This window comes from Streptomyces sp. NPDC001108 (assembly GCF_053598535.1).
The window spans coordinates 511634-529257 of sequence record NZ_JBSFKL010000001.1 but is presented as its reverse complement, the minus strand read 5'-3'; the positions used below and the strand labels follow the sequence as shown (position 1 = coordinate 529257).

15 protein-coding genes and 1 pseudogene are annotated in these 17624 nt (G+C 72.6%); 13 read left to right on the top strand and 3 right to left on the bottom strand.

The window, feature by feature from the left end; genetic code table 11:
* Positions 1-18: 18 nt before the first annotated feature.
* The 3 genes and pseudogenes from idi to ACWC97_RS02310 form a co-directional block, all read right to left on the bottom strand.
* Positions 19-612, bottom strand: coding sequence for an isopentenyl-diphosphate Delta-isomerase (idi, locus tag ACWC97_RS02320; RefSeq protein ID WP_352274698.1), 594 nt, complete (start codon positions 610-612; stop codon positions 19-21).
* Positions 613-746: 134 nt separating this feature from the next.
* Positions 747-1265 (bottom strand): annotated as a pseudogene (locus ACWC97_RS02315) (GNAT family N-acetyltransferase); the annotation flags it as partial.
* 280 nt (positions 1266-1545) lie between these two features.
* Positions 1546-2487 (bottom strand): cation diffusion facilitator family transporter, encoded by a 942-nt coding sequence (locus tag ACWC97_RS02310; RefSeq protein ID WP_352274697.1) that lies wholly within the window; start codon positions 2485-2487, stop codon positions 1546-1548.
* A 456-nt stretch (positions 2488-2943) separates the two neighbouring features.
* Between ACWC97_RS02310 and ACWC97_RS02305 the strand changes: the two genes are divergently transcribed.
* From ACWC97_RS02305 to ACWC97_RS02245, 13 genes are all read left to right on the top strand, one after another.
* Entirely contained in the window at positions 2944-4692 is a 1749-nt protein-coding gene (locus ACWC97_RS02305; protein ID WP_450646907.1) for a DUF5941 domain-containing protein, read from the top strand.
* Positions 4689-5426: a phosphocholine cytidylyltransferase family protein gene (locus ACWC97_RS02300; RefSeq protein WP_352274695.1), complete on the top strand. Its 738-nt coding sequence runs from the start codon at positions 4689-4691 to the stop codon at positions 5424-5426. The genes ACWC97_RS02305 and ACWC97_RS02300 overlap by 4 nt, the downstream gene beginning before the upstream one ends.
* Complete coding sequence (locus ACWC97_RS02295) at positions 5414-6475, top strand: iron-containing alcohol dehydrogenase family protein (RefSeq protein WP_352274694.1); 1062 nt, start codon at positions 5414-5416, stop codon at positions 6473-6475. The genes ACWC97_RS02300 and ACWC97_RS02295 overlap by 13 nt, the downstream gene beginning before the upstream one ends.
* Entirely contained in the window at positions 6453-7232 is a 780-nt protein-coding gene (locus ACWC97_RS02290) for a CDP-alcohol phosphatidyltransferase family protein (protein WP_366299378.1), read from the top strand. Before ACWC97_RS02295 ends, ACWC97_RS02290 begins: the two co-directional genes overlap by 23 nt.
* A gap of 8 nt (positions 7233-7240) precedes the next feature.
* Entirely contained in the window at positions 7241-8113 is an 873-nt protein-coding gene (locus ACWC97_RS02285) for a glycosyltransferase family 2 protein (protein WP_450646904.1), read from the top strand.
* 109 nt (positions 8114-8222) lie between these two features.
* Positions 8223-9152: an ABC transporter permease gene (locus tag ACWC97_RS02280; protein ID WP_352274691.1), complete on the top strand. Its 930-nt coding sequence runs from the start codon at positions 8223-8225 to the stop codon at positions 9150-9152.
* Entirely contained in the window at positions 9145-9930 is a 786-nt protein-coding gene (locus ACWC97_RS02275) for an ABC transporter ATP-binding protein (protein WP_352274690.1), read from the top strand. Before ACWC97_RS02280 ends, ACWC97_RS02275 begins: the two co-directional genes overlap by 8 nt.
* 459 nt (positions 9931-10389) lie before the next feature.
* Positions 10390-11301 carry a squalene synthase HpnC gene (gene hpnC, locus ACWC97_RS02270; RefSeq protein WP_450646901.1) on the top strand — a complete coding sequence of 304 codons (912 nt, stop codon included), beginning with the start codon at positions 10390-10392 and terminating at the stop codon, positions 11299-11301.
* A gap of 29 nt (positions 11302-11330) precedes the next feature.
* Positions 11331-12251, top strand: coding sequence for a presqualene diphosphate synthase HpnD (gene hpnD, locus ACWC97_RS02265; RefSeq protein WP_450646899.1), 921 nt, complete (start codon positions 11331-11333; stop codon positions 12249-12251).
* A gap of 118 nt (positions 12252-12369) precedes the next feature.
* The gene (hpnE, locus tag ACWC97_RS02260) at positions 12370-13758 is read left to right on the top strand and encodes a hydroxysqualene dehydroxylase HpnE (RefSeq protein WP_352274687.1); all 1389 of its coding nucleotides are present in this window, start codon (positions 12370-12372) and stop codon (positions 13756-13758) included.
* On the top strand, positions 13755-14858 hold the full coding sequence (locus ACWC97_RS02255; RefSeq protein WP_352274686.1) for a polyprenyl synthetase family protein: 1104 nt from the start codon (positions 13755-13757) through the stop codon (positions 14856-14858). The genes hpnE and ACWC97_RS02255 overlap by 4 nt, the downstream gene beginning before the upstream one ends.
* A gap of 106 nt (positions 14859-14964) precedes the next feature.
* Entirely contained in the window at positions 14965-16962 is a 1998-nt protein-coding gene (shc, locus tag ACWC97_RS02250) for a squalene--hopene cyclase (protein ID WP_352274685.1), read from the top strand.
* Positions 16962-17621 carry a phosphorylase family protein gene (locus ACWC97_RS02245; RefSeq protein ID WP_352274684.1) on the top strand — a complete coding sequence of 220 codons (660 nt, stop codon included), beginning with the start codon at positions 16962-16964 and terminating at the stop codon, positions 17619-17621. The genes shc and ACWC97_RS02245 overlap by 1 nt, the downstream gene beginning before the upstream one ends.
* Positions 17622-17624 lie beyond the last annotated feature (3 nt).

The following is a 17624-nucleotide window of genomic DNA, read 5'->3' as shown; positions in this document are numbered from 1 at the left end:
GCGCGGCCGGGCGGGACGTCACCAGCCGGCGGACGGCCCGGTCAGCTCCCTGATCGCCGGGCGCGCGGCGTCCAGCACCGTCATGAACCACGCCGAGAACGGCGCCTCGGCGTGCCGCTCGACGAGCTCCGCCGCCGTCACGAAGGCGACCTCGCCGACCTCCTCCGGATCGGGCTCCGGCCGGTCCTGCGCCATTCCCACGAAGAGGTGGTTGAACTCCTGCTCCACCAGGCCGGAGGCCGGGTCGGGGTGGTTGTAGCGGACCGTGCCCGCCTCGGCCAGCAGGGAGGGGGAGATCCCCAGCTCCTCATGGGTGCGCCGGGCGGCGGCGGTGAACGGCGCCTCGCCCGGGTAGGGGTGGCCGCAGCAGGTGTTCGACCAGACACCGGGGGAGTGGTACTTGCCGAGCGCGCGGCGCTGGAGCAGCAGTCTGCCCTGCTCGTCGAAGAGGAAGACGGAGAAGGCACGGTGCAGCTGTCCCGGCGCCTGGTGGGCGGCGAGCTTCTCCGCCGTACCGATGGTGGTGCCGTTCTCGTCGACCAGTTCGAGCATGATCTCTTCTGCTGCGCCGTTCGACGAGCTGTGCGCCGCGGTGGCTGGTGTGGTCGGCATACCCATCCTTCGCTATGGTCCCGGCCCGGTGCGCCGGTCCCGTCGAGTCCGGCCAAGTCTGCCGTACAAAAGGGGCTTGTCCGTACCTGGGGCACGTCCGCCGGACACGCCTCGGGCGCGTCCGGCGGACCGGGTCAGACGCCGAAGGCGGCCGGGTAGACGATCGTGCCCCCGGGGACCGGCGCGGACGCGTCGAGCACCAGCGCCATCATCGCCTCGTCCGGGACCTCGAAGCCCGGCCGGATCCCGTACCGCGACGCCGGCACGAAACCGAACATCGGGTAGTACTCGGGGTGGCCGAGCACCAGGACGAGCGGTTCGCCCCGCAGCCGGGCCGCGTCGAGCACCGCCCGTACGACGGCCTGCCCGGCGCCCCGCCGCTGGTACTCCGGGGCCGTGGCCACCGGGGCCAGCGCGAGCGCCGGTGCCGCGCCGACCCGGCACCGGGTCAGCAGGGCGTACGCCACGACGGCGCCGCCCGGGCCGTCCGTCGCGACCATGGAGAGACCGGGCAGCCAGGCCGCCGGGTCGGTGCGCAGCGCGTCGACGAGCGCCGCCTCGTGGGGTGTCGGGAACGCTGCGGTGTTCACCGCGCGTACGGCCGCCGCGTCGGCGGGCGTCTCCGGACGGGTCGGCCAGTGAGGGCCGGCCGGGGAAGGCGCGGAAGGCGTGGTGTGGTCGTTCTCGTTGTCGGTCAACGTGGAAACCCTTGGACGGGAAGGGGTCCGGCCGACGGGTGGCCCGCCGTGGGGCGGGAACGTCAGCCGAGAACCCGGGAGACGGGGAGGGACCGGAGGCCGCGCCGGGTGGGCGCCTTCGCAACCGTCATGCGCCTCGACCCCTCTCCCGTTCCGTTCGCCCCGCGCGCCGGGAATCGGCGCACCAGAGGTCGAACGTCTCTGCGACGAGACTACACGGCCCGCCGCACGGGGGTCAGTGACAGAGCCGGGACTCGTGCTCGGCGTGGCCGATCGGCTCCAGCTGGAAGGTGCAGTGCTCCACGTCGAAGTGGGTGCCGAGACAGCCCTGGAGGTCGTGGAGGAGCTTCTCGTGGCCGATGGAGTCCAGCACGTCCTGGCGCACCACCACATGGGCGGAGAGCACCGGCATGCCCGAGGTGATCGTCCAGGCGTGCAGGTCGTGGACGTCCAGCACACCGGGCAGGGCGACGATGTGGGCCCGGACCTCCGCCATGTCGACGCCCTTGGGCGCCGACTCCAGCAGTACGTTGAGCGTCTCCCGGAGCAGCTTCACGGTACGCGGGACGATCATCAGGCCGATGAGCAGCGAGGCGATCGGGTCGGCGGCCTGCCAGCCGGTGAGCAGGATGATCCCCGCCGACACCAGCACCGCGACCGAGCCCAGCGTGTCCGCCAGCACCTCCAGATAGGCGCCGCGCACATTGAGGCTCTCCTTCTGCCCGCGCATCAGCAGCGACAGGGAGACGATGTTGGCGACCATGCCGACCGCGGCGACGGCGATGGCCACCCCGCCCCTGGTCTCCGCCGGGGTGATGAACCGGTCGACGGCCTCGACCAGCAGGAAGCCGCCCACCCCGAGCAGCAGCAGGCAGTTCGCCAGCGCCGCGAGGATCTCGGCACGGGCGTAGCCGAAGGTGCGGTTCGGCCCGGCCGGCCGGTTGGCGAAGTGGATCGCCAGCAGCGCCATGCCCAGCCCCAGGGCGTCGGTCGCCATGTGGGCCGCGTCGGCGATCAGCGCGAGGGAGTTGGCGACCAGGCCGCCGACGATCTCCACGGTCATCACGGTGAGTGTGATGCCGAGCGCGATCCGCAGCCGCCCCCGGTGGGCGGCCGCCGCCGTGCCGGTGGGCGGCGGCCCGCCGTGTGTGTGTCCGTGGTCGTGCCCTGCCCCCATGGGGACGCCTCCCGGTCGTCTCGGAACCCCGGACGCGATCGGCCCGGCAGGGCCAGTGAACTACGGGTGGGGGGTATGCGGCAACACGGTACTGAACACCGTTGTCAACGTCTCTGACCTGCGGAAATGCTTGCAGGTCAGAGACTTGGGGCGGTGCGGCCGAACGGAGCGGGGTGGCCGCGTTTTGTCAGCCGGGCGGACGATCGACGATGATGATCGCGGACGGTGTCGCAGGACGCCGGTCCGCCCCGAACGGGGCACGAACGGTCGGTGAACTCGCGCTTCCGTTGATCCGATAGCCTCTGCCGACGTGCCGCCGGCCCGCATCGGGCCGCACTGTCGCGCGCCGACCCCGTCAGCACCAAGGAGTGAGTTCGTCTGTCGACCGCCATCCTCACCGGTGCACCGGTACCCGGGTCGTCGCTCACGGACGATCTGCGGTCACTCGGCTTCGACGTGCAGATCGCCGCCGACGTGACCGAGGCCGCCCGGCTGCTCTCGGCCGTCCCCGCCGACCGCCGCGTCGCACTGGTGGACCCCCGCTTCGTCGGCCATGTCCACGCCCTCCGGCTCGGGCTGACCGACCCCCGCTTCCCCGCCGCCACCGTGCCCGGCGCGCTCACCGCGCAGCCCGAGGCGCGCCCCGCGCTCGCCCGCGCCCTGGACACCACGGCCGAGGCCGTCGGCGCGGGCCTGCCCACCGGCCCCGCCGACGTACCGGTCACCGACCGCACCGTCCCCGGCCGGATCGCCCTGACCATGGACGCCGGGGGCACCACGGTCCAGCGCCCCGAGCTCGGCTCGCTGGTCGCCGCCGTACCGGCCGACGGCCCCGCCCGCGAGACGGCGCGGGCCGCCCGCGACGCGGTCGACGACGAGGCGGTACGGCTGCGCAGCGCGGTGAAGGCCCACGACGGCTTCTTCACCACGTTCTTCATCAGCCCGTACTCCCGCTACATCGCCCGCTGGTGCGCCCGCCGGGGCCTCACACCCAACCAGGTCACCACCGCGTCCCTGCTGACCGCGCTCATAGCGGCCGGCAGCGCCGCCACCGGCACCCGCGGTGGCTACGTCGCCGCCGGCGTGCTGCTGCTCCTCTCCTTCGTGCTCGACTGCACCGACGGACAGCTCGCCCGCTACTCGCTCCAGTACTCCACGATGGGCGCCTGGCTGGACGCGACCTTCGACCGCGCCAAGGAGTACGCCTACTACGCGGGCCTCGCGCTCGGCGCCGCCCGCGGCGGCGACGACGTCTGGGCGCTCGCCCTCGGTGCGATGGTGCTCCAGGCCTGCCGGCACGTGATCGACTTCTCGTTCAACGAGGCCAACCACGACGCGGTGGCCAACTCGAGCCCCACGGCCGCCCTCTCCACCCGGCTCGACAGCGTCGGCTGGACGGTCTGGCTGCGCCGGATGATCGTGCTCCCGATCGGTGAGCGCTGGGCGATGATCGCGGTCCTCACCGCCGTCACCACGCCCCGGATCGTCTTCTACGCCCTCCTGATCGGCTGCGGATTCGCCGCCTGCTACACCACCGCCGGCCGGCTGCTGCGCTCGGTGACCCGCAAGGCGCGGCGCACCGACCGCGCCGCCCGGGCCCTCGCCGACCTCGCGGACTCCGGCCCGCTGGCCGAGGCCGTCGCCGCGGTCGGACCCAAGCTCGGCGGCAGCTGGAGCGCCCCGGTCACGGCCCTGCTCGCCGGGGTCCTGATGGTCGCCTCCGCGCTCACCCAGCCCTTCGGCAGCTGGCACACCATCCTGGCCGCGGTGGTCTACGCGCTCTTCTCCGGAATGGCCGTCTCCCGCCCCCTCAAGGGCGCCCTCGACTGGCTGGTTCCCCCGGCGTTCCGGGCCGCCGAGTACGGCACGGTGCTGGTCCTCGCGGCCCGCAGTGACGTGCCGGGCGCGCTCCCGGCGGCCTTCGGCCTGGTCTCGGCCGTCGCCTACCATCACTACGACACCGTCTACCGCATCCGCGGTGGCACCGGCGCACCGCCCCAGTGGCTGGTCCGCACGATCGGTGGGCACGAGGGCCGCGTCCTGGTGGTGGCCGTACTCGCCGCCGTGTTCACCCGGAATTCGGCGTTCGCCACGGCACTCACCGTGTTCGCCGTGGCGGTGGCCCTGGTGGTGCTCGTGGAGTCCATCCGCTTCTGGGTGTCCTCCGGAGCACCCGCCGTTCACGACGAAGGAGAACCCGCATGATCGGCCTCGTACTGGCAGCCGGTGCAGGACGGCGTCTGCGCCCCTACACCGACACGCTCCCGAAGGCCCTCGTGCCTGTCGACGGTGAGAAGACCGTCCTGGACCTCACGCTGGCCAACTTCGCGGAGATCGGCCTCACCGAGGTCGCCGTCGTCGTCGGCTACCGCAAGGAGGCCGTGTACGCCCGCAAGGCCGAGCTGGAGGCCACCTACGGCGTCCGCCTCACCCTGATCGACAACGACAAGGCCGAGGAGTGGAACAACGCCTACTCCCTGTGGTGCGCCCGCGATGTCCTGGCCCGCGGCGTCATCCTGGCCAACGGCGACACCGTCCACCCGGTCTCCGTCGAGAAGACCCTGCTCGCCGCCCGCGGCGAGGGCCGCCGGATCATCCTCGCCCTCGACACGGTCAAGCAGCTCGCCGACGAGGAGATGAAGGTCGTCACCGAGGACGGCAAGGGCGTGCGGCACATCACCAAGCTGATGGACCCCGCCGCCGCGACCGGTGAGTACATCGGCGTCACCCTCATCGAGCCCGAGGCCGCCGCGGAGCTGGCCGACGCCCTGAGGACGACCTTCGAGCGCGACCCCGACCTCTACTACGAGGACGGGTACCAGGAGCTGGTGAACCGGGGCTTCACCCTCGACGTCGCCCCCATCGGCGACATCGCGTGGGTGGAGATCGACAACCACGACGACCTCGCGAAGGGCCGTGGCATCGCGTGCCAGTACTGACCCGGCTCATTCCGTCCCCGGTCGTCGTCGACATCCGTCGCGGCGCCCTGGACGATCTGGCCGGCCTCCTCGCCGACCAGCGGATCTCCGCCTCCGGCAAGCTCGCCGTCGCGATCAGCGACGGCTCGGGGCGCGCCCTGCGCGAGCGGCTGGCCCCCGCGCTGCCGGGCGCCGACTGGTACCCGGTGACCGACGGGACCCTCGACTCGGCGGTCAAGCTGGCCGACGAGATCAAGGGCAACCGCTACGACGCCGTGGTCGGCCTCGGCGGCGGCAAGATCGTCGACGTCGCGAAGTACGCGGCGGCGCGGGTCGGGCTGCCCATGGTCGCGGTGGCGACGAACCTCGCCCACGACGGCCTGTGCTCACCCGTCGCCACGCTCGACAACGACAACGGGCGCGGCTCCTACGGGGTCCCCACCCCGATCGCCGTCGTCATCGACCTCGGCATAGTCCGCCAGGCACCCGCCCGTTTCGTACGGTCGGGCATCGGCGACGCGGTCTCGAACATCTCCTGCGTGGCCGACTGGGAGCTCTCCCACGAGATCACCGGCGAGGAGATGGACGGCCTGGCCGCCGCCATGGCCCGGCAGGCCGGCGAGGCCGTGCTGCGCCACCCCGGCGGGATCGGCGACGACGCCTTCCTCAAGGTGCTCGCCGAGGGCCTGGTGATGACCGGCATATCGATGTCCGTCGCCGGGGACTCCCGGCCGGCCTCGGGCGCCTGCCACGAGATCAACCACGCCTTCGACCTGCTCTACCCCCGGCGTGCGGCCAGCCACGGCGAGCAGGTCGGCCTCGGCGCCTGCTTCGCCATGCATCTGCGCGGCGCCCGCGAGGAGGCGCGGCTGATGGCGGCCACCCTGCGCCGGCACGGCCTGCCGGTCCGGCCCGAAGAGATCGGCTTCACCGCCGACGAGTTCGTCCGGGCCGTCGAGTACGCCCCGCAGACCCGCCCGGGGCGCTTCACCATCCTGGAACACCTCAACCTCTCCACCGACCAGATCAGGGACGCGTACGCCGACTATGCAAAAGCCATCGATAGCTGAACTCCGTCCGGTCGTGCACCCGCCGGGCGTGAAGGACCGGCGCAGCGGTGAGCACTGGGCTGGTCGGCTCTACATGCGCGAGATCTCGCTGCGCATCGACCGGCACCTGGTGAACACCCGGGTCACCCCCAATCAGCTGACCTACCTGATGACCATCGCCGGGGTGCTCTCCGCGCCGGCCCTGCTCGTGCCGGGCATCCCCGGCGCGCTGCTCGGCGTGCTGATGGTCCAGCTCTACCTCCTGCTCGACTGCGTCGACGGCGAGGTGGCCCGCTGGAAGAAGCAGTTCTCGCTGGGCGGTGTCTACCTCGACCGGGTGGGCGCGTACCTGTGCGACGCGGCTGTGCTGGTCGGTTTCGGCCTGCGCGCCGCCGACCTCTGGGGCACCGGCCGGATCGACTGGCTCTGGGCCTTCCTGGGCACGCTCGCGGCCCTGGGCGCCATCCTGATCAAGGCCGAGACGGACCTGGTCGGCGTCGCCCGGCACCAGGGCGGGCTGCCGCCCGTCAAGGAGGCCGCCTCGGAACCGCGCTCCTCCGGCATGGCGCTCGCCCGCCGGGCCGCCGCCGCGCTCAAGTTCCACCGGCTGATCCTCGGCGTCGAGGCGTCCCTGGTCATCCTGGTCGCGGCGGTCCTCGACGCGGTCCGCGACGACCTCTTCTTCAGCCGTCTGATGGTCGCCGTGCTGGCCGGCATCGCGCTGCTGCAGACCCTGCTGCACCTGGTGTCGATCCTGGTGTCGAGCAGGCTGAAGTGAGTTCGCCCATGAAACTCGGCGCGGTCGTGATCACCATGGGCAACCGCCCGGAGGAGCTCCGCGCCCTCCTCGATTCGGTCGCCGCGCAGGAGGGCGACCGGATCGAGGTGGTGGTCGTCGGCAACGGCGCCCCCGTGCCCGACGTCCCCGCGGGCGTCCGGACCGTCGAACTGCCGGAGAACCTGGGCATCCCCGGCGGCCGCAACGTCGGGATCGAGGCCTTCGGCCCGTCCGGCGCCGACGTGGACGCCCTGCTCTTCCTCGACGACGACGGGCTGCTGCCGCGCACCGACACCGCCGAGCTGTGCCGCCGGGCCTTCGAGGAAGACCCCCGGCTGGGCATCGTCAGCTTCCGGATCGCCGACCCGGACACCGGCGTCACCCAGCGCCGCCACGTGCCGCGGCTGCGCGCGTCCGACCCGATGCGCTCCTCCCGCGTGACGACCTTCCTCGGCGGCGCCAACGCCGTACGCACCAAGGTCATCGCCGAGGTCGGCCCGCTGCCCGGGCAGTTCTTCTACGCGCACGAAGAGACCGACCTCGCCTGGCGGGCGCTGGACGCCGGCTGGATGATCGACTACCGCGCGGACATGGTGCTCAGCCACCCCACGACCGCCCCCTCGCGGCACGCGGTCTACCACCGGATGGTGGCCCGCAACCGGGTCTGGCTGGCGCGCCGCAACCTGCCCGCCCCCCTGGTGCCGGTCTACCTCGGGGTGTGGATGCTGCTGACCCTGCTCCGCAAGCCCTCCGGGGCCGCGCTGAAGGCGTGGTTCGGGGGCTTCCGGGAGGGCTGGTCCACCCCGTGCGGAACCCGGCGCCCGATGAAGTGGCGCACGGTCTGGCGGCTGACCCGCCTCGGCCGACCGCCCGTGATCTGAGAGAGACCCCCCTCTGAGAGCATGGGACGTACGTTTTCCCTTTGGGACCTGTCCGCTCCGAGCCGCGCCCGCGACTGGCTGCGCATCTTGAATACGAGAGTTTCATCTGGTGAGTGACACAACCCACGACGGTGCGGTCGCCCTGGGCACCCCGCCGTCCGCCGACGACGGCCTGAGCCCGGCCGAGCTGGCCGCCAAGTACGGCCTGACGGTGAGCGGCGCCCGGCCGGGGCTCTTCGAGTACATCCGGCAGCTCTGGGGCCGGCGCCACTTCATCATGGCGTTCTCCCGGGCGAAGCTGACCGCCCAGTACAGCCAGGCCAAGCTGGGCCAGCTGTGGCAGGTGGCCACGCCGCTGCTCAACGCCCTGGTCTACTACTTGATCTTCGGGCTGATCCTGGGCACCCGGAAGGGGATGACCCAGGAGGTCTTCATCCCGTTCCTGGTGACCGGGGTGTTCGTCTTCACCTTCACGCAGAGCTCCGTGATGGCCGGGGTGCGGGCCATCTCCGGCAACCTGGGGCTGGTCCGGGCGCTGCACTTCCCGCGCGCCTCGCTGCCCGTCTCGTTCTCGCTCCAGCAGCTCCAGCAGCTGCTGTTCTCGATGATCGTCCTCGGGGTCGTGGCCGTCGCCTTCGGCAGCTATCCGAGCCTCTCCTGGCTGCTGATCGTCCCGGCGCTGGCCATGCAGTTCGTCTTCAACACCGGTCTGGCGCTGATCATGGCCCGGCTCGGCAGCAAGACCCCCGACCTGGCCCAGCTCATGCCGTTCGTCATGCGGACCTGGATGTACGCCTCGGGCGTCATGTTCTCCATCCCGGTGATGCTCAAGGACAAGCCGGCCTGGATCGCCGACCTGCTCCAGTACAACCCGGCGGCCATCTACATGGACCTGATCCGCTTCGCGCTGATCGACGGCTACGGTTCGAGCAACCTGCCCGCGCACGTCTGGATCGTGGCGCTCGCCTGGGCGGTCCTGATCGGGCTGGTGGGCTTCGTGTACTTCTGGAAGGCAGAGGAACGGTACGGCCGTGGCTGACGACAAGACCCAGGGGCGCGTCCCCACCGTCATCGCCGACGATGTGCACATCGTGTACCGGGTCAACGGCGCGGGCGGCGGCAAGGGAAGCGCCACCGCGGCGCTGAGCCGGATACTGCGCCGGGGCAAGGGCGAGCCCCGCGGGGTGCGCAAGGTCCACGCGGTGCGCGGCGTCACCTTCACCGCCTACCGGGGCGAGGCGATCGGCCTCATCGGTACCAACGGCTCCGGCAAGTCGACGCTGCTGCGGGCCATCGCCGGTCTGCTGCCGACGGAGAAGGGCAAGGTCTACACCGACGGCCAGCCCTCGCTGCTCGGGGTCAACGCGGCACTGATGAGCGATCTGACCGGTGAGCGCAACGTGGTGCTCGGCGGCCTCGCCATGGGCATGTCCCGCGAGGAGATCCGCGAGCGCTACCAGGGCATCGTCGACTTCTCGGGGATCAACGAGAAGGGCGACTTCATCACCCTGCCGATGCGCACGTACTCCTCCGGCATGGCCGCGCGGCTGCGGTTCTCCATCGCCGCCGCGAAGAACCACGACGTCCTCATGATCGACGAGGCGCTGGCGACCGGTGACCGCAAGTTCCAGATCCGCTCCGAGAAGCGCATCCGGGAACTCCGCAAGGAGGCGGGCACGGTCTTCCTGGTCAGCCACAGCAACAAGTCCATCCGGGACACCTGCGACCGGGTGCTCTGGCTGGAGAAGGGCGAGCTGCTGATGGACGGCCCGACCGACGAGGTGCTCAAGGCGTACGAGCGCGAGACCGGCAAGTAGCCCGCCGCTCCGCGGCCTCCCGACGGTCCCCGCCGGCCATCCCGGCGGGGACCGTCGCGCTGTGCGGACCGCGGTCGCGCCGCCCCGGGAGGCCGTCCCGGCGGTCGTGTCCACGCCCGGCGGTATGCGCCGTTCCCGATCTCGTCCCGTCGGATGACGCCAAATACCTTGATCCGTTAGAGGGTTGGCGGGGCGTCGGGCGGAGAGGCGGGGCGGCCCGCACCCCGCCGTATGGATGAGCGTTGTACAACGTAAGCTGTACCGGTGCTGATTCGAGGCAAGTGGGGCGATCGTCCCTGGTGCACGGCCCGCAACCAGCGCTCCGCACTCGGCCGACCGGGCGGCGTGTCCGGAATGGGATGTTTTGGGTCAGCGGTGTAGAACGGGAGATGTGGCGGCAATGACGGAAGATCTCCAGCTCCGGGGTGCTCACGCCGTCCCAGCACCGGGCGGCGACCGGTGACCCCGACGCACGTCGACGAAGCGGTGGCCGGCACGCTCGACAAGGCCGCGCACGAGAACTTCCCCGTAGCCCCCTTCTTCCTGCCCCGGGCCTGGCGGGACGACCTGATGGCCGTCTACGGCTACGCCCGCCTCGTCGACGACATCGGCGACGGCGACCTGGCGCCCGGCGGCGCGGACGCCCGTCATCTCGGCCTCGATCCGGAGGCGGCCGTGGACCGGCTCGCCCTGCTCGACGCCCTGGAGACCGACCTGCGCAGGGTCTTCGACACCTCCGGCGACGCACCCCGCCACCCCCTGCTGCGCGGGCTGCTCCCCACCGTGCGGCGCCGCGCCCTCACCCCGGAGCCCTTCCTCGGCCTCCTGGAGGCGAACCGGCAGGACCAGAAGGTCCGCCGCTACGGGACCTACGAGGAACTCCTGGCCTACTGCGAGCTGTCCGCCAACCCCGTGGGCCGGCTCGTCCTCCAGATCACCGGCACCGCCAGCCCCGAGCGCGTCCGCCGCTCCGACGCCGTCTGCACCGGACTCCAGATCGTCGAACACCTCCAGGACGTCGCCGAGGACCTCGGCCGCGACCGGATCTACCTGCCCGCGGACGACATGGCGCGGTTCCATGTCACCGAGGCCGACCTCGCCGCCCCCTCGGCGGGGGCGGCGGTCCGCTCGCTGATCGCGTACGAAGCCGAACGCGCCCGCGCCCTGCTGGACGAGGGCATCCCCCTCGTGGCCAGCGTCGACGGCAGGCTCAAGCTCCTGCTCGCCGGATTCGTGGCGGGCGGGACCGCCGCCCTGGCCGCGATCACGGCCGCCGGGTTCGACGTACTGCCCGGACCGCCCAAGCCCAGCAAGCCCGGACGGCTGCGCGAAGTGGGAGTTGTCTTGCGAGAAGCGCGTGGAGAGGGGTGAGCCGGACCGTGGAGGGACAGACGACGTACATGTCGGCACCGGTACAGGCCGCATACAGTTACTGCGAGGCGGTCACCGGACAGCAGGCGCGTAACTTCGCCTACGGGATCAGGCTGCTGCCGACCGAGAAGCGGCAGGCCATGTCGGCGCTGTACGCCTTCTCCCGCCGGGTCGACGACATCGGCGACGGCGCGCTCGACCCGGAGACCAAGCGGGTCCGGCTGGAGAACACCCGCACGGTCCTGGACCGGATCCGCGACGGAGCGGTCGACGAGGACGACACCGACCCGGTGGCCGTCGCGCTCGCCGACGCCGCGCGCCGCTTCCCGCTGCCGCTCGGCGGGCTCGACGAGCTCATCGACGGCGTGCTGATGGACGTGCGCGGAGCGACCTACGAGACCTGGGACGACCTCAAGGTCTACTGCCGCTGCGTCGCGGGCGCCATCGGCCGCCTCAGCCTGGGCGTCTTCGGGACCGAACCCGGCGCGCCCGGCGCCGAACGGGCCGCGGAGTACGCCGACACCCTCGGCCTCGCGCTCCAGCTCACCAACATCCTGCGCGACGTCCGCGAGGACGCGGGCAACGGGCGCACCTACCTGCCCGCCGACGACCTCGCCAAGTTCGGCTGCTCGGCCGGCTTCCACGGCTCCGTGCCCCCGCCCGGTTCCGACTTCGCGGGGCTGGTCCACTTCGAGGTGCGCCGGGCCCGCGCCCTGTTCGCCGAGGGGTACCGGCTGCTGCCCATGCTGGACCGGCGCAGCGGGGCCTGCGTGGCGGCCATGGCGGGCATCTACCGGCGGCTGCTGGACCGGATCGAGCGCGACCCCGCGGCCGTGCTGCGCGGTCGGGTCTCGCTGCCGGGACACGAGAAGGCGTACGTCGCCGTCCGCGGACTGTCGGGCCTCGACGCCCGGCACGTCTCCCGGCGCACCGCCAGGGGGCGCGTCTGATGCGCCGTGAGGACATCTCGCGCACCATGTGCATCACGGAGAACCGGTCGTGCCGACGATCAACCCCGTGCCGCGACGGCGCGTCCCTGACTGAAGTGACCCGGCGGAAGGAGAAGGCATGACGCACGACGCACCGGCGACCGCCCGCGCGGTCGTGGTCGGCGGCGGGCTCGCCGGTATCACCGCGGCCCTGCGCCTCGCTGACGCCGGGCTTGACGTGACCCTGCTCGAAGGGCGGCCCCGGCTCGGCGGCCTCGCCTTCTCCTTCCGGCGCGGCGAACTGACGATCGACAACGGGCAGCACGTCTATCTGCGCTGCTGCACCGCCTACCGCTGGTTCCTCGACCGGGTCGGCGGCGCCCACCTCGCGCCGCTCCAGGACCGGCTGGACGTACCCGTGCTCGACGTCGGCCGCCCCTCGGGCCCCCGGCTCGGCCGGCTGCGCCGCAACGGCCTGCCGGTCCCCTTCCACCTGGCCGCCGGGCTGGCCGGCTACCCGCACCTCTCGCTCGCCGAGCGGGCGAGCGTCGGACGCGCCGCGCTGGCGCTCGGCCGGCTCGACCTGGACGACCCCGCCCTCGACACCGTCGACTTCGGCAGCTGGCTCGCCCGGCACGGCCAGTCGCCGCGCACCGTCGAGGCCCTGTGGGACCTGGTCGGCGTCGCCACGCTCAACGCCACCGCCCCCGAATCCTCGCTGGCGCTCGCCGCGAAGGTCTTCAAGACCGGCCTCCTCTCCGAGCCCGGCGCCGCCGACATCGGCCTGCCCCGCGTACCGCTGGGCGAGGTGCACGACACGCTGGCGCGAAAGGCCCTCGACGCCGCCGGGGTCCGCACCGAACTGCGGACCAGGGCCACCGGCCTCACCCGCACGGCGGAAGGCCGGTGGACGGTGCTGATCGGTGGCGAACACATCGAGGCGGACACCGTCGTCCTCGCCGTCCCGCAGCGCGAGGCGCACGGCCTGCTCCCCGAGGGCGCGCTCGACGACCCCGACCGGCTGCTCGCCATCGGCACCTCGCCGATCCTCAACGTGCACGTCGTCTACGACCGCAAGGTGCTGCGCCGCCCGTTCTTCACCGCGCTCGGCTCCCCGGTCCAGTGGGTCTTCGACCGTACGGACGCCTCCGGGCTCACCGGCCCCGGTCAGTACCTCGCGGTCTCCCAGTCCGCCGCGGGCGACGAGATCGACCTGCCCGTCGCCGAGCTGCGCGCCCGCTACCTGCCCGAGCTGGAGCGGCTGCTGCCCGCCGCCCGCGGGGCCGGCATCCGGGACTTCTTCGTCACCCGGGAGCGTACGGCGACCTTCGCCCCCACCCCGGGCGTGGGCCGGCTGCGACCGGGCGCCCGCACCCGGCTGCCCGGCCTCGGCCTGGCCGGGGCGTGGACGGCCACCGGCTGGCCCGCCACGATGGAGGGCGCCGTCCGCAGCGGATCCAGCGCGGCGGACGTCGCGCTCCGGGCGCTCGGCCGCACCCATGAACATCCGCTGCAGGAGGCGGCATGAGCAGTACCACCGGAACAAGAGGAGAGTCAGTGACCCCGGCGAATACGGCTTCCGACACCGTGGCCGACACCACGGATGTCACCGCGCTTCTGGAGCGTGGACGAGCCCTTTCCGCTCCGGTGCTCCGGGCCGCCGTCGACCGGCTCGCACCGCCCATGGACACCGTCGCCGCCTATCACTTCGGCTGGATCGACGCCCACGGGCGGCCCGCGGACGGCGACGGCGGAAAGGCCGTCCGCCCGGCCCTCGCCCTGCTGTCCGCGGAGGCCGCCGGTGCCGCCCCCGAGGCGGGCGTCCCCGGCGCCGTCGCCGTCGAACTGGTGCACAACTTCTCGTTGCTGCACGACGACCTGATGGACGGCGACGAACAGCGCCGCCACCGCGACACGGTCTGGAAGGTCCACGGCCCCGCCCAGGCCATCCTGGTCGGCGACGCGCTCTTCGCCCTGGCGAGCGAGGTCCTGCTGGAGCTCGGCACCGTGGAGGCGGGCCGCGCCACCCGCCGGCTGACCACGGCCAGCCGCAAGCTCATCGACGGCCAGGCCCAGGACATCTCGTACGAGCACCGCGAGCGGGTCACCGTCGAGGAGTGCCTGGAGATGGAGGGCAACAAGACCGGCGCCCTGCTCGCCTGCGCCTGCTCGATCGGCGCGGTGCTCGGCGGCGCCGACGACCACACCGCCGACACCCTGGAGGCGTACGGCTACCACCTCGGTCTCGCCTTCCAGGCCGTCGACGACCTGCTCGGCATCTGGGGCGACCCCGAGTCGACCGGCAAGCAGACCTGGAGCGACCTGCGCCAGCGCAAGAAGTCGCTGCCGGTCGTCGCCGCGCTGGCCGCGGGCGGTCCGGCGTCGGAGCGGCTGGGCGAACTGCTCGCCGCCGACGCCAAGAGCAGCGATTTCGACAGCTTCTCCGAAGAGGAGTTCGCCGCCCGCGCGGCGCTCATCGAGGAGGCGGGCGGCCGCGACTGGACCGCCCAGGAGGCCCGTCGGCAGCATGCGGTCGCCATCGAGGCGCTGCACCGCGTCGACATGCCGCAGACCGTGCGGGCGCAGCTCACGGCGCTCGCGGACTTCGTCGTCGTACGAAAGAGATGATGACCATCTGGTCCATATGACTCGCAGTCGCCGGCCGGTGCCCTGACAGGCACCGGCCGACGGAGACCCCAGCACAGCAGAGGACCTACTGCACGAAGGGGAAGCCATGACAGCGACGACCGACGGAAGCACCGGGGCCGTGAACTCCCGGGCGGCCTCGGCCAGTGAACCGACCGACACAACCACCGCGGACGGCGTGTTCGACGCCGCGCGGCAGGCCGCGGAGCGCTCGGTGGAGCACCTCCTCGGCCGGCAGGACGAGCAGGGCTGGTGGAAGGGCGACCTCGCCACCAACGTCACGATGGACGCGGAGGACCTGCTGCTCCGCCAGTTCCTCGGCATCCAGGACCCCGACACGGTACGGGCCGCCGCCCTCTTCATCCGTGGCGAACAGCTCGGGGACGGCACCTGGGCCACCTTCCACGAAGGGCCCGGCGACCTCTCCGCCACCATCGAGGCGTACGTGGCCCTGCGGCTGGCCGGGGACCGGCCGGACGAACCGCACATGTCCCGCGCCTCGGCCTGGATCCGGGAACAGGGCGGGATCGCCGCCTCCAGGGTCTTCACCCGGATCTGGCTGGCCCTCTTCGGCTGGTGGAAATGGGACGACCTCCCCGAACTCCCGCCCGAGCTGATGTTCTTCCCGACGTGGGCGCCGCTCAACATCTACGACTTCGGCTGCTGGGCCCGCCAGACCATCGTGCCGCTCACCATCGTCTCGGCGAAGCGGCCGGTCCGCCCGGCCCCCTTCCCGCTCGACGAACTGCACACCGACGCCCGCAACCCCGCCCCGCCCCGCCGCCCCGCGCCGGCCACCAGCTGGGACGGCGTCTTCCAGCGCCTGGACAAGGCGCTGCACCTCTACCGCCGGATCGCCCCGCGCGGACTGCGCCGGGCCGCGATGAACACAGCGGTCCGCTGGATCATCGAGCGCCAGGAGAACGACGGCTGCTGGGGCGGCATCCAGCCCCCGGCCGTCTACTCCGTCATCGCCCTGCACCTGATGGGCTACGACCTCGGCCACCCGGTGATGCGCGCCGGGCTCGAATCGCTCGACCGGTTCGCGGTGTGGCGCGAGGACGGCTCCCGGATGATCGAGGCGTGCCAGTCGCCGGTGTGGGACACCTGCCTCGCCACCATCGCGCTCGCCGACGCCGGGGTCCGCGCCGACCACCCGGCCCTGGTGCGGGCCGCGGACTGGATGCTCGACGAGGAGATCGTCCGGCCCGGTGACTGGACCGTGCGCCGCCCCCGGCTCGAACCGGGCGGCTGGGCCTTCGAGTTCCACAACGACAACTACCCGGACATCGACGACACCGCCGAGGTGGTCCTCGCGCTGCGCCGGGTCCGCCACCCCGATCCGGCGAGGGTCGAGGCCGCGATCCGGCGCGGCGTGCGCTGGAGCGTCGGCATGCAGTCCCGCAACGGCGCCTGGGGCGCCTTCGACGCGGACAACACCAGCCCGTTCCCCAACCGCCTGCCGTTCTGCGACTTCGGCGAGGTCGTCGACCCGCCGTCCGCCGACGTCACCGGACACGTGGTGGAGATGCTCGCCGTCGAGGGGCGCTCCGGTCACCCCGCCACCCGGCGCGGCATCCGGTGGCTCCTGTCCGAACAGGAGGAGAGCGGCGCCTGGTTCGGCCGCTGGGGCGTCAACTACGTGTACGGCACGGGGTCGGTGGTCCCCGCGCTGGTGGCCGCCGGACTCCCGGGAACGCACCCGGCGATCCGGCGCGCGGTCGGCTGGCTGGAGTCCGTGCAGAACGACGACGGCGGCTGGGGCGAGGACCTGCGCTCCTACCAGGAGGAGAAGTGGATCGGCCACGGCGCCTCGACCGCCTCCCAGACGGCCTGGGCGCTGCTGGCGCTGCTGGCGGCGGGGGAGCGCGACGGCGAGGCCGTACGGCGGGGCGTCCGCTGGCTCTGTGAGACCCAGCGGGCGGACGGGTCCTGGGACGAGCCGTACTTCACCGGCACCGGCTTCCCGTGGGACTTCTCCATCAACTACCACCTCTACCGCCAGGTCTTCCCGCTCACCGCGCTCGGACGGTACGTGCACGGCGAACCCTTCGCCGACCGCCTGGCCGTCCCGAAGGGGGCCTGATGGCCGACGGGCCGAGGGTGCTCGCCCCCGCCGCTCCGCTGCTGATCGCCTGTGCGCTCGGCATCGAGCGGTTCGCCCTGAGCCGCGGCCGGGCCGGGGCGGGCGACGCCCCCGGCCCGGTCACCGTGCTCCGTACCGGCATGGGCCCCGAGGCGGCCGAGGCGGCCGTCGCACGGGCGCTCGGCCGGGCCGGGGCGGCCGGGACGGCGGTCCTGGCCTCCGGGTTCTGCGCCGGGCTGCGGCCCGGGATGCGGCCCGGGGACCTGGTGGTCGCCGACGAGACCCGGGAGGCCGGGCAGCCGACGGCCTGCACCGGCACGGGCCTGCTGGTCGAGGCCCTGGCCAGGGCGGTGCCCGGTCGCACCGTCCACACCGGTCCGCTGGCCGGCTCCGACCATGTCGTACGCGGACATGAGCGGGCCGGTCTGCGCGCCACCGGGGCGATCGCGGTGGACATGGAGTCCGCCGCCACCCTGCGCACCGCCCTGCGCTCCGGGCCACGCCCGGTTGCCGCCGTACGGGTGGTCGTGGATGCTCCGGAGCATGAGCTCGTGCGCATCGGGACGATACGCGGTGGAATATCGGCTTTCCGTGTCCTCCGTGCCGTCCTGCCTGCTTTCTACGAATGGCACCGATCCTTGCTGCTCCCCAGGAGGTGAGCC

Bases quoted from the DNA above. Each gene is read 5' to 3' on its own strand.
- idi (WP_352274698.1), bottom strand. From the start codon at position 612: ATGCCGACCACACCAGCCACCGCGGCGCACAGCTCGTCGAACGGCGCA.
- ACWC97_RS02310 (WP_352274697.1), bottom strand. From the start codon at position 2,487: ATGGGGGCAGGGCACGACCACGGACACACACACGGCGGGCCGCCGCCC.
- ACWC97_RS02300 (WP_352274695.1), top strand. From the start codon at position 4,689: ATGATCGGCCTCGTACTGGCAGCCGGTGCAGGACGGCGTCTGCGCCCC.
- ACWC97_RS02290 (WP_366299378.1), top strand. From the start codon at position 6,453: ATGCAAAAGCCATCGATAGCTGAACTCCGTCCGGTCGTGCACCCGCCG.
- ACWC97_RS02285 (WP_450646904.1), top strand. From the start codon at position 7,241: ATGAAACTCGGCGCGGTCGTGATCACCATGGGCAACCGCCCGGAGGAG.
- hpnD (WP_450646899.1), top strand. From the start codon at position 11,331: ATGTCGGCACCGGTACAGGCCGCATACAGTTACTGCGAGGCGGTCACC.
- hpnE (WP_352274687.1), top strand. From the start codon at position 12,370: ATGACGCACGACGCACCGGCGACCGCCCGCGCGGTCGTGGTCGGCGGC.
- ACWC97_RS02255 (WP_352274686.1), top strand. From the start codon at position 13,755: ATGAGCAGTACCACCGGAACAAGAGGAGAGTCAGTGACCCCGGCGAAT.
- shc (WP_352274685.1), top strand. From the start codon at position 14,965: ATGACAGCGACGACCGACGGAAGCACCGGGGCCGTGAACTCCCGGGCG.
- ACWC97_RS02245 (WP_352274684.1), top strand. From the start codon at position 16,962: ATGGCCGACGGGCCGAGGGTGCTCGCCCCCGCCGCTCCGCTGCTGATC.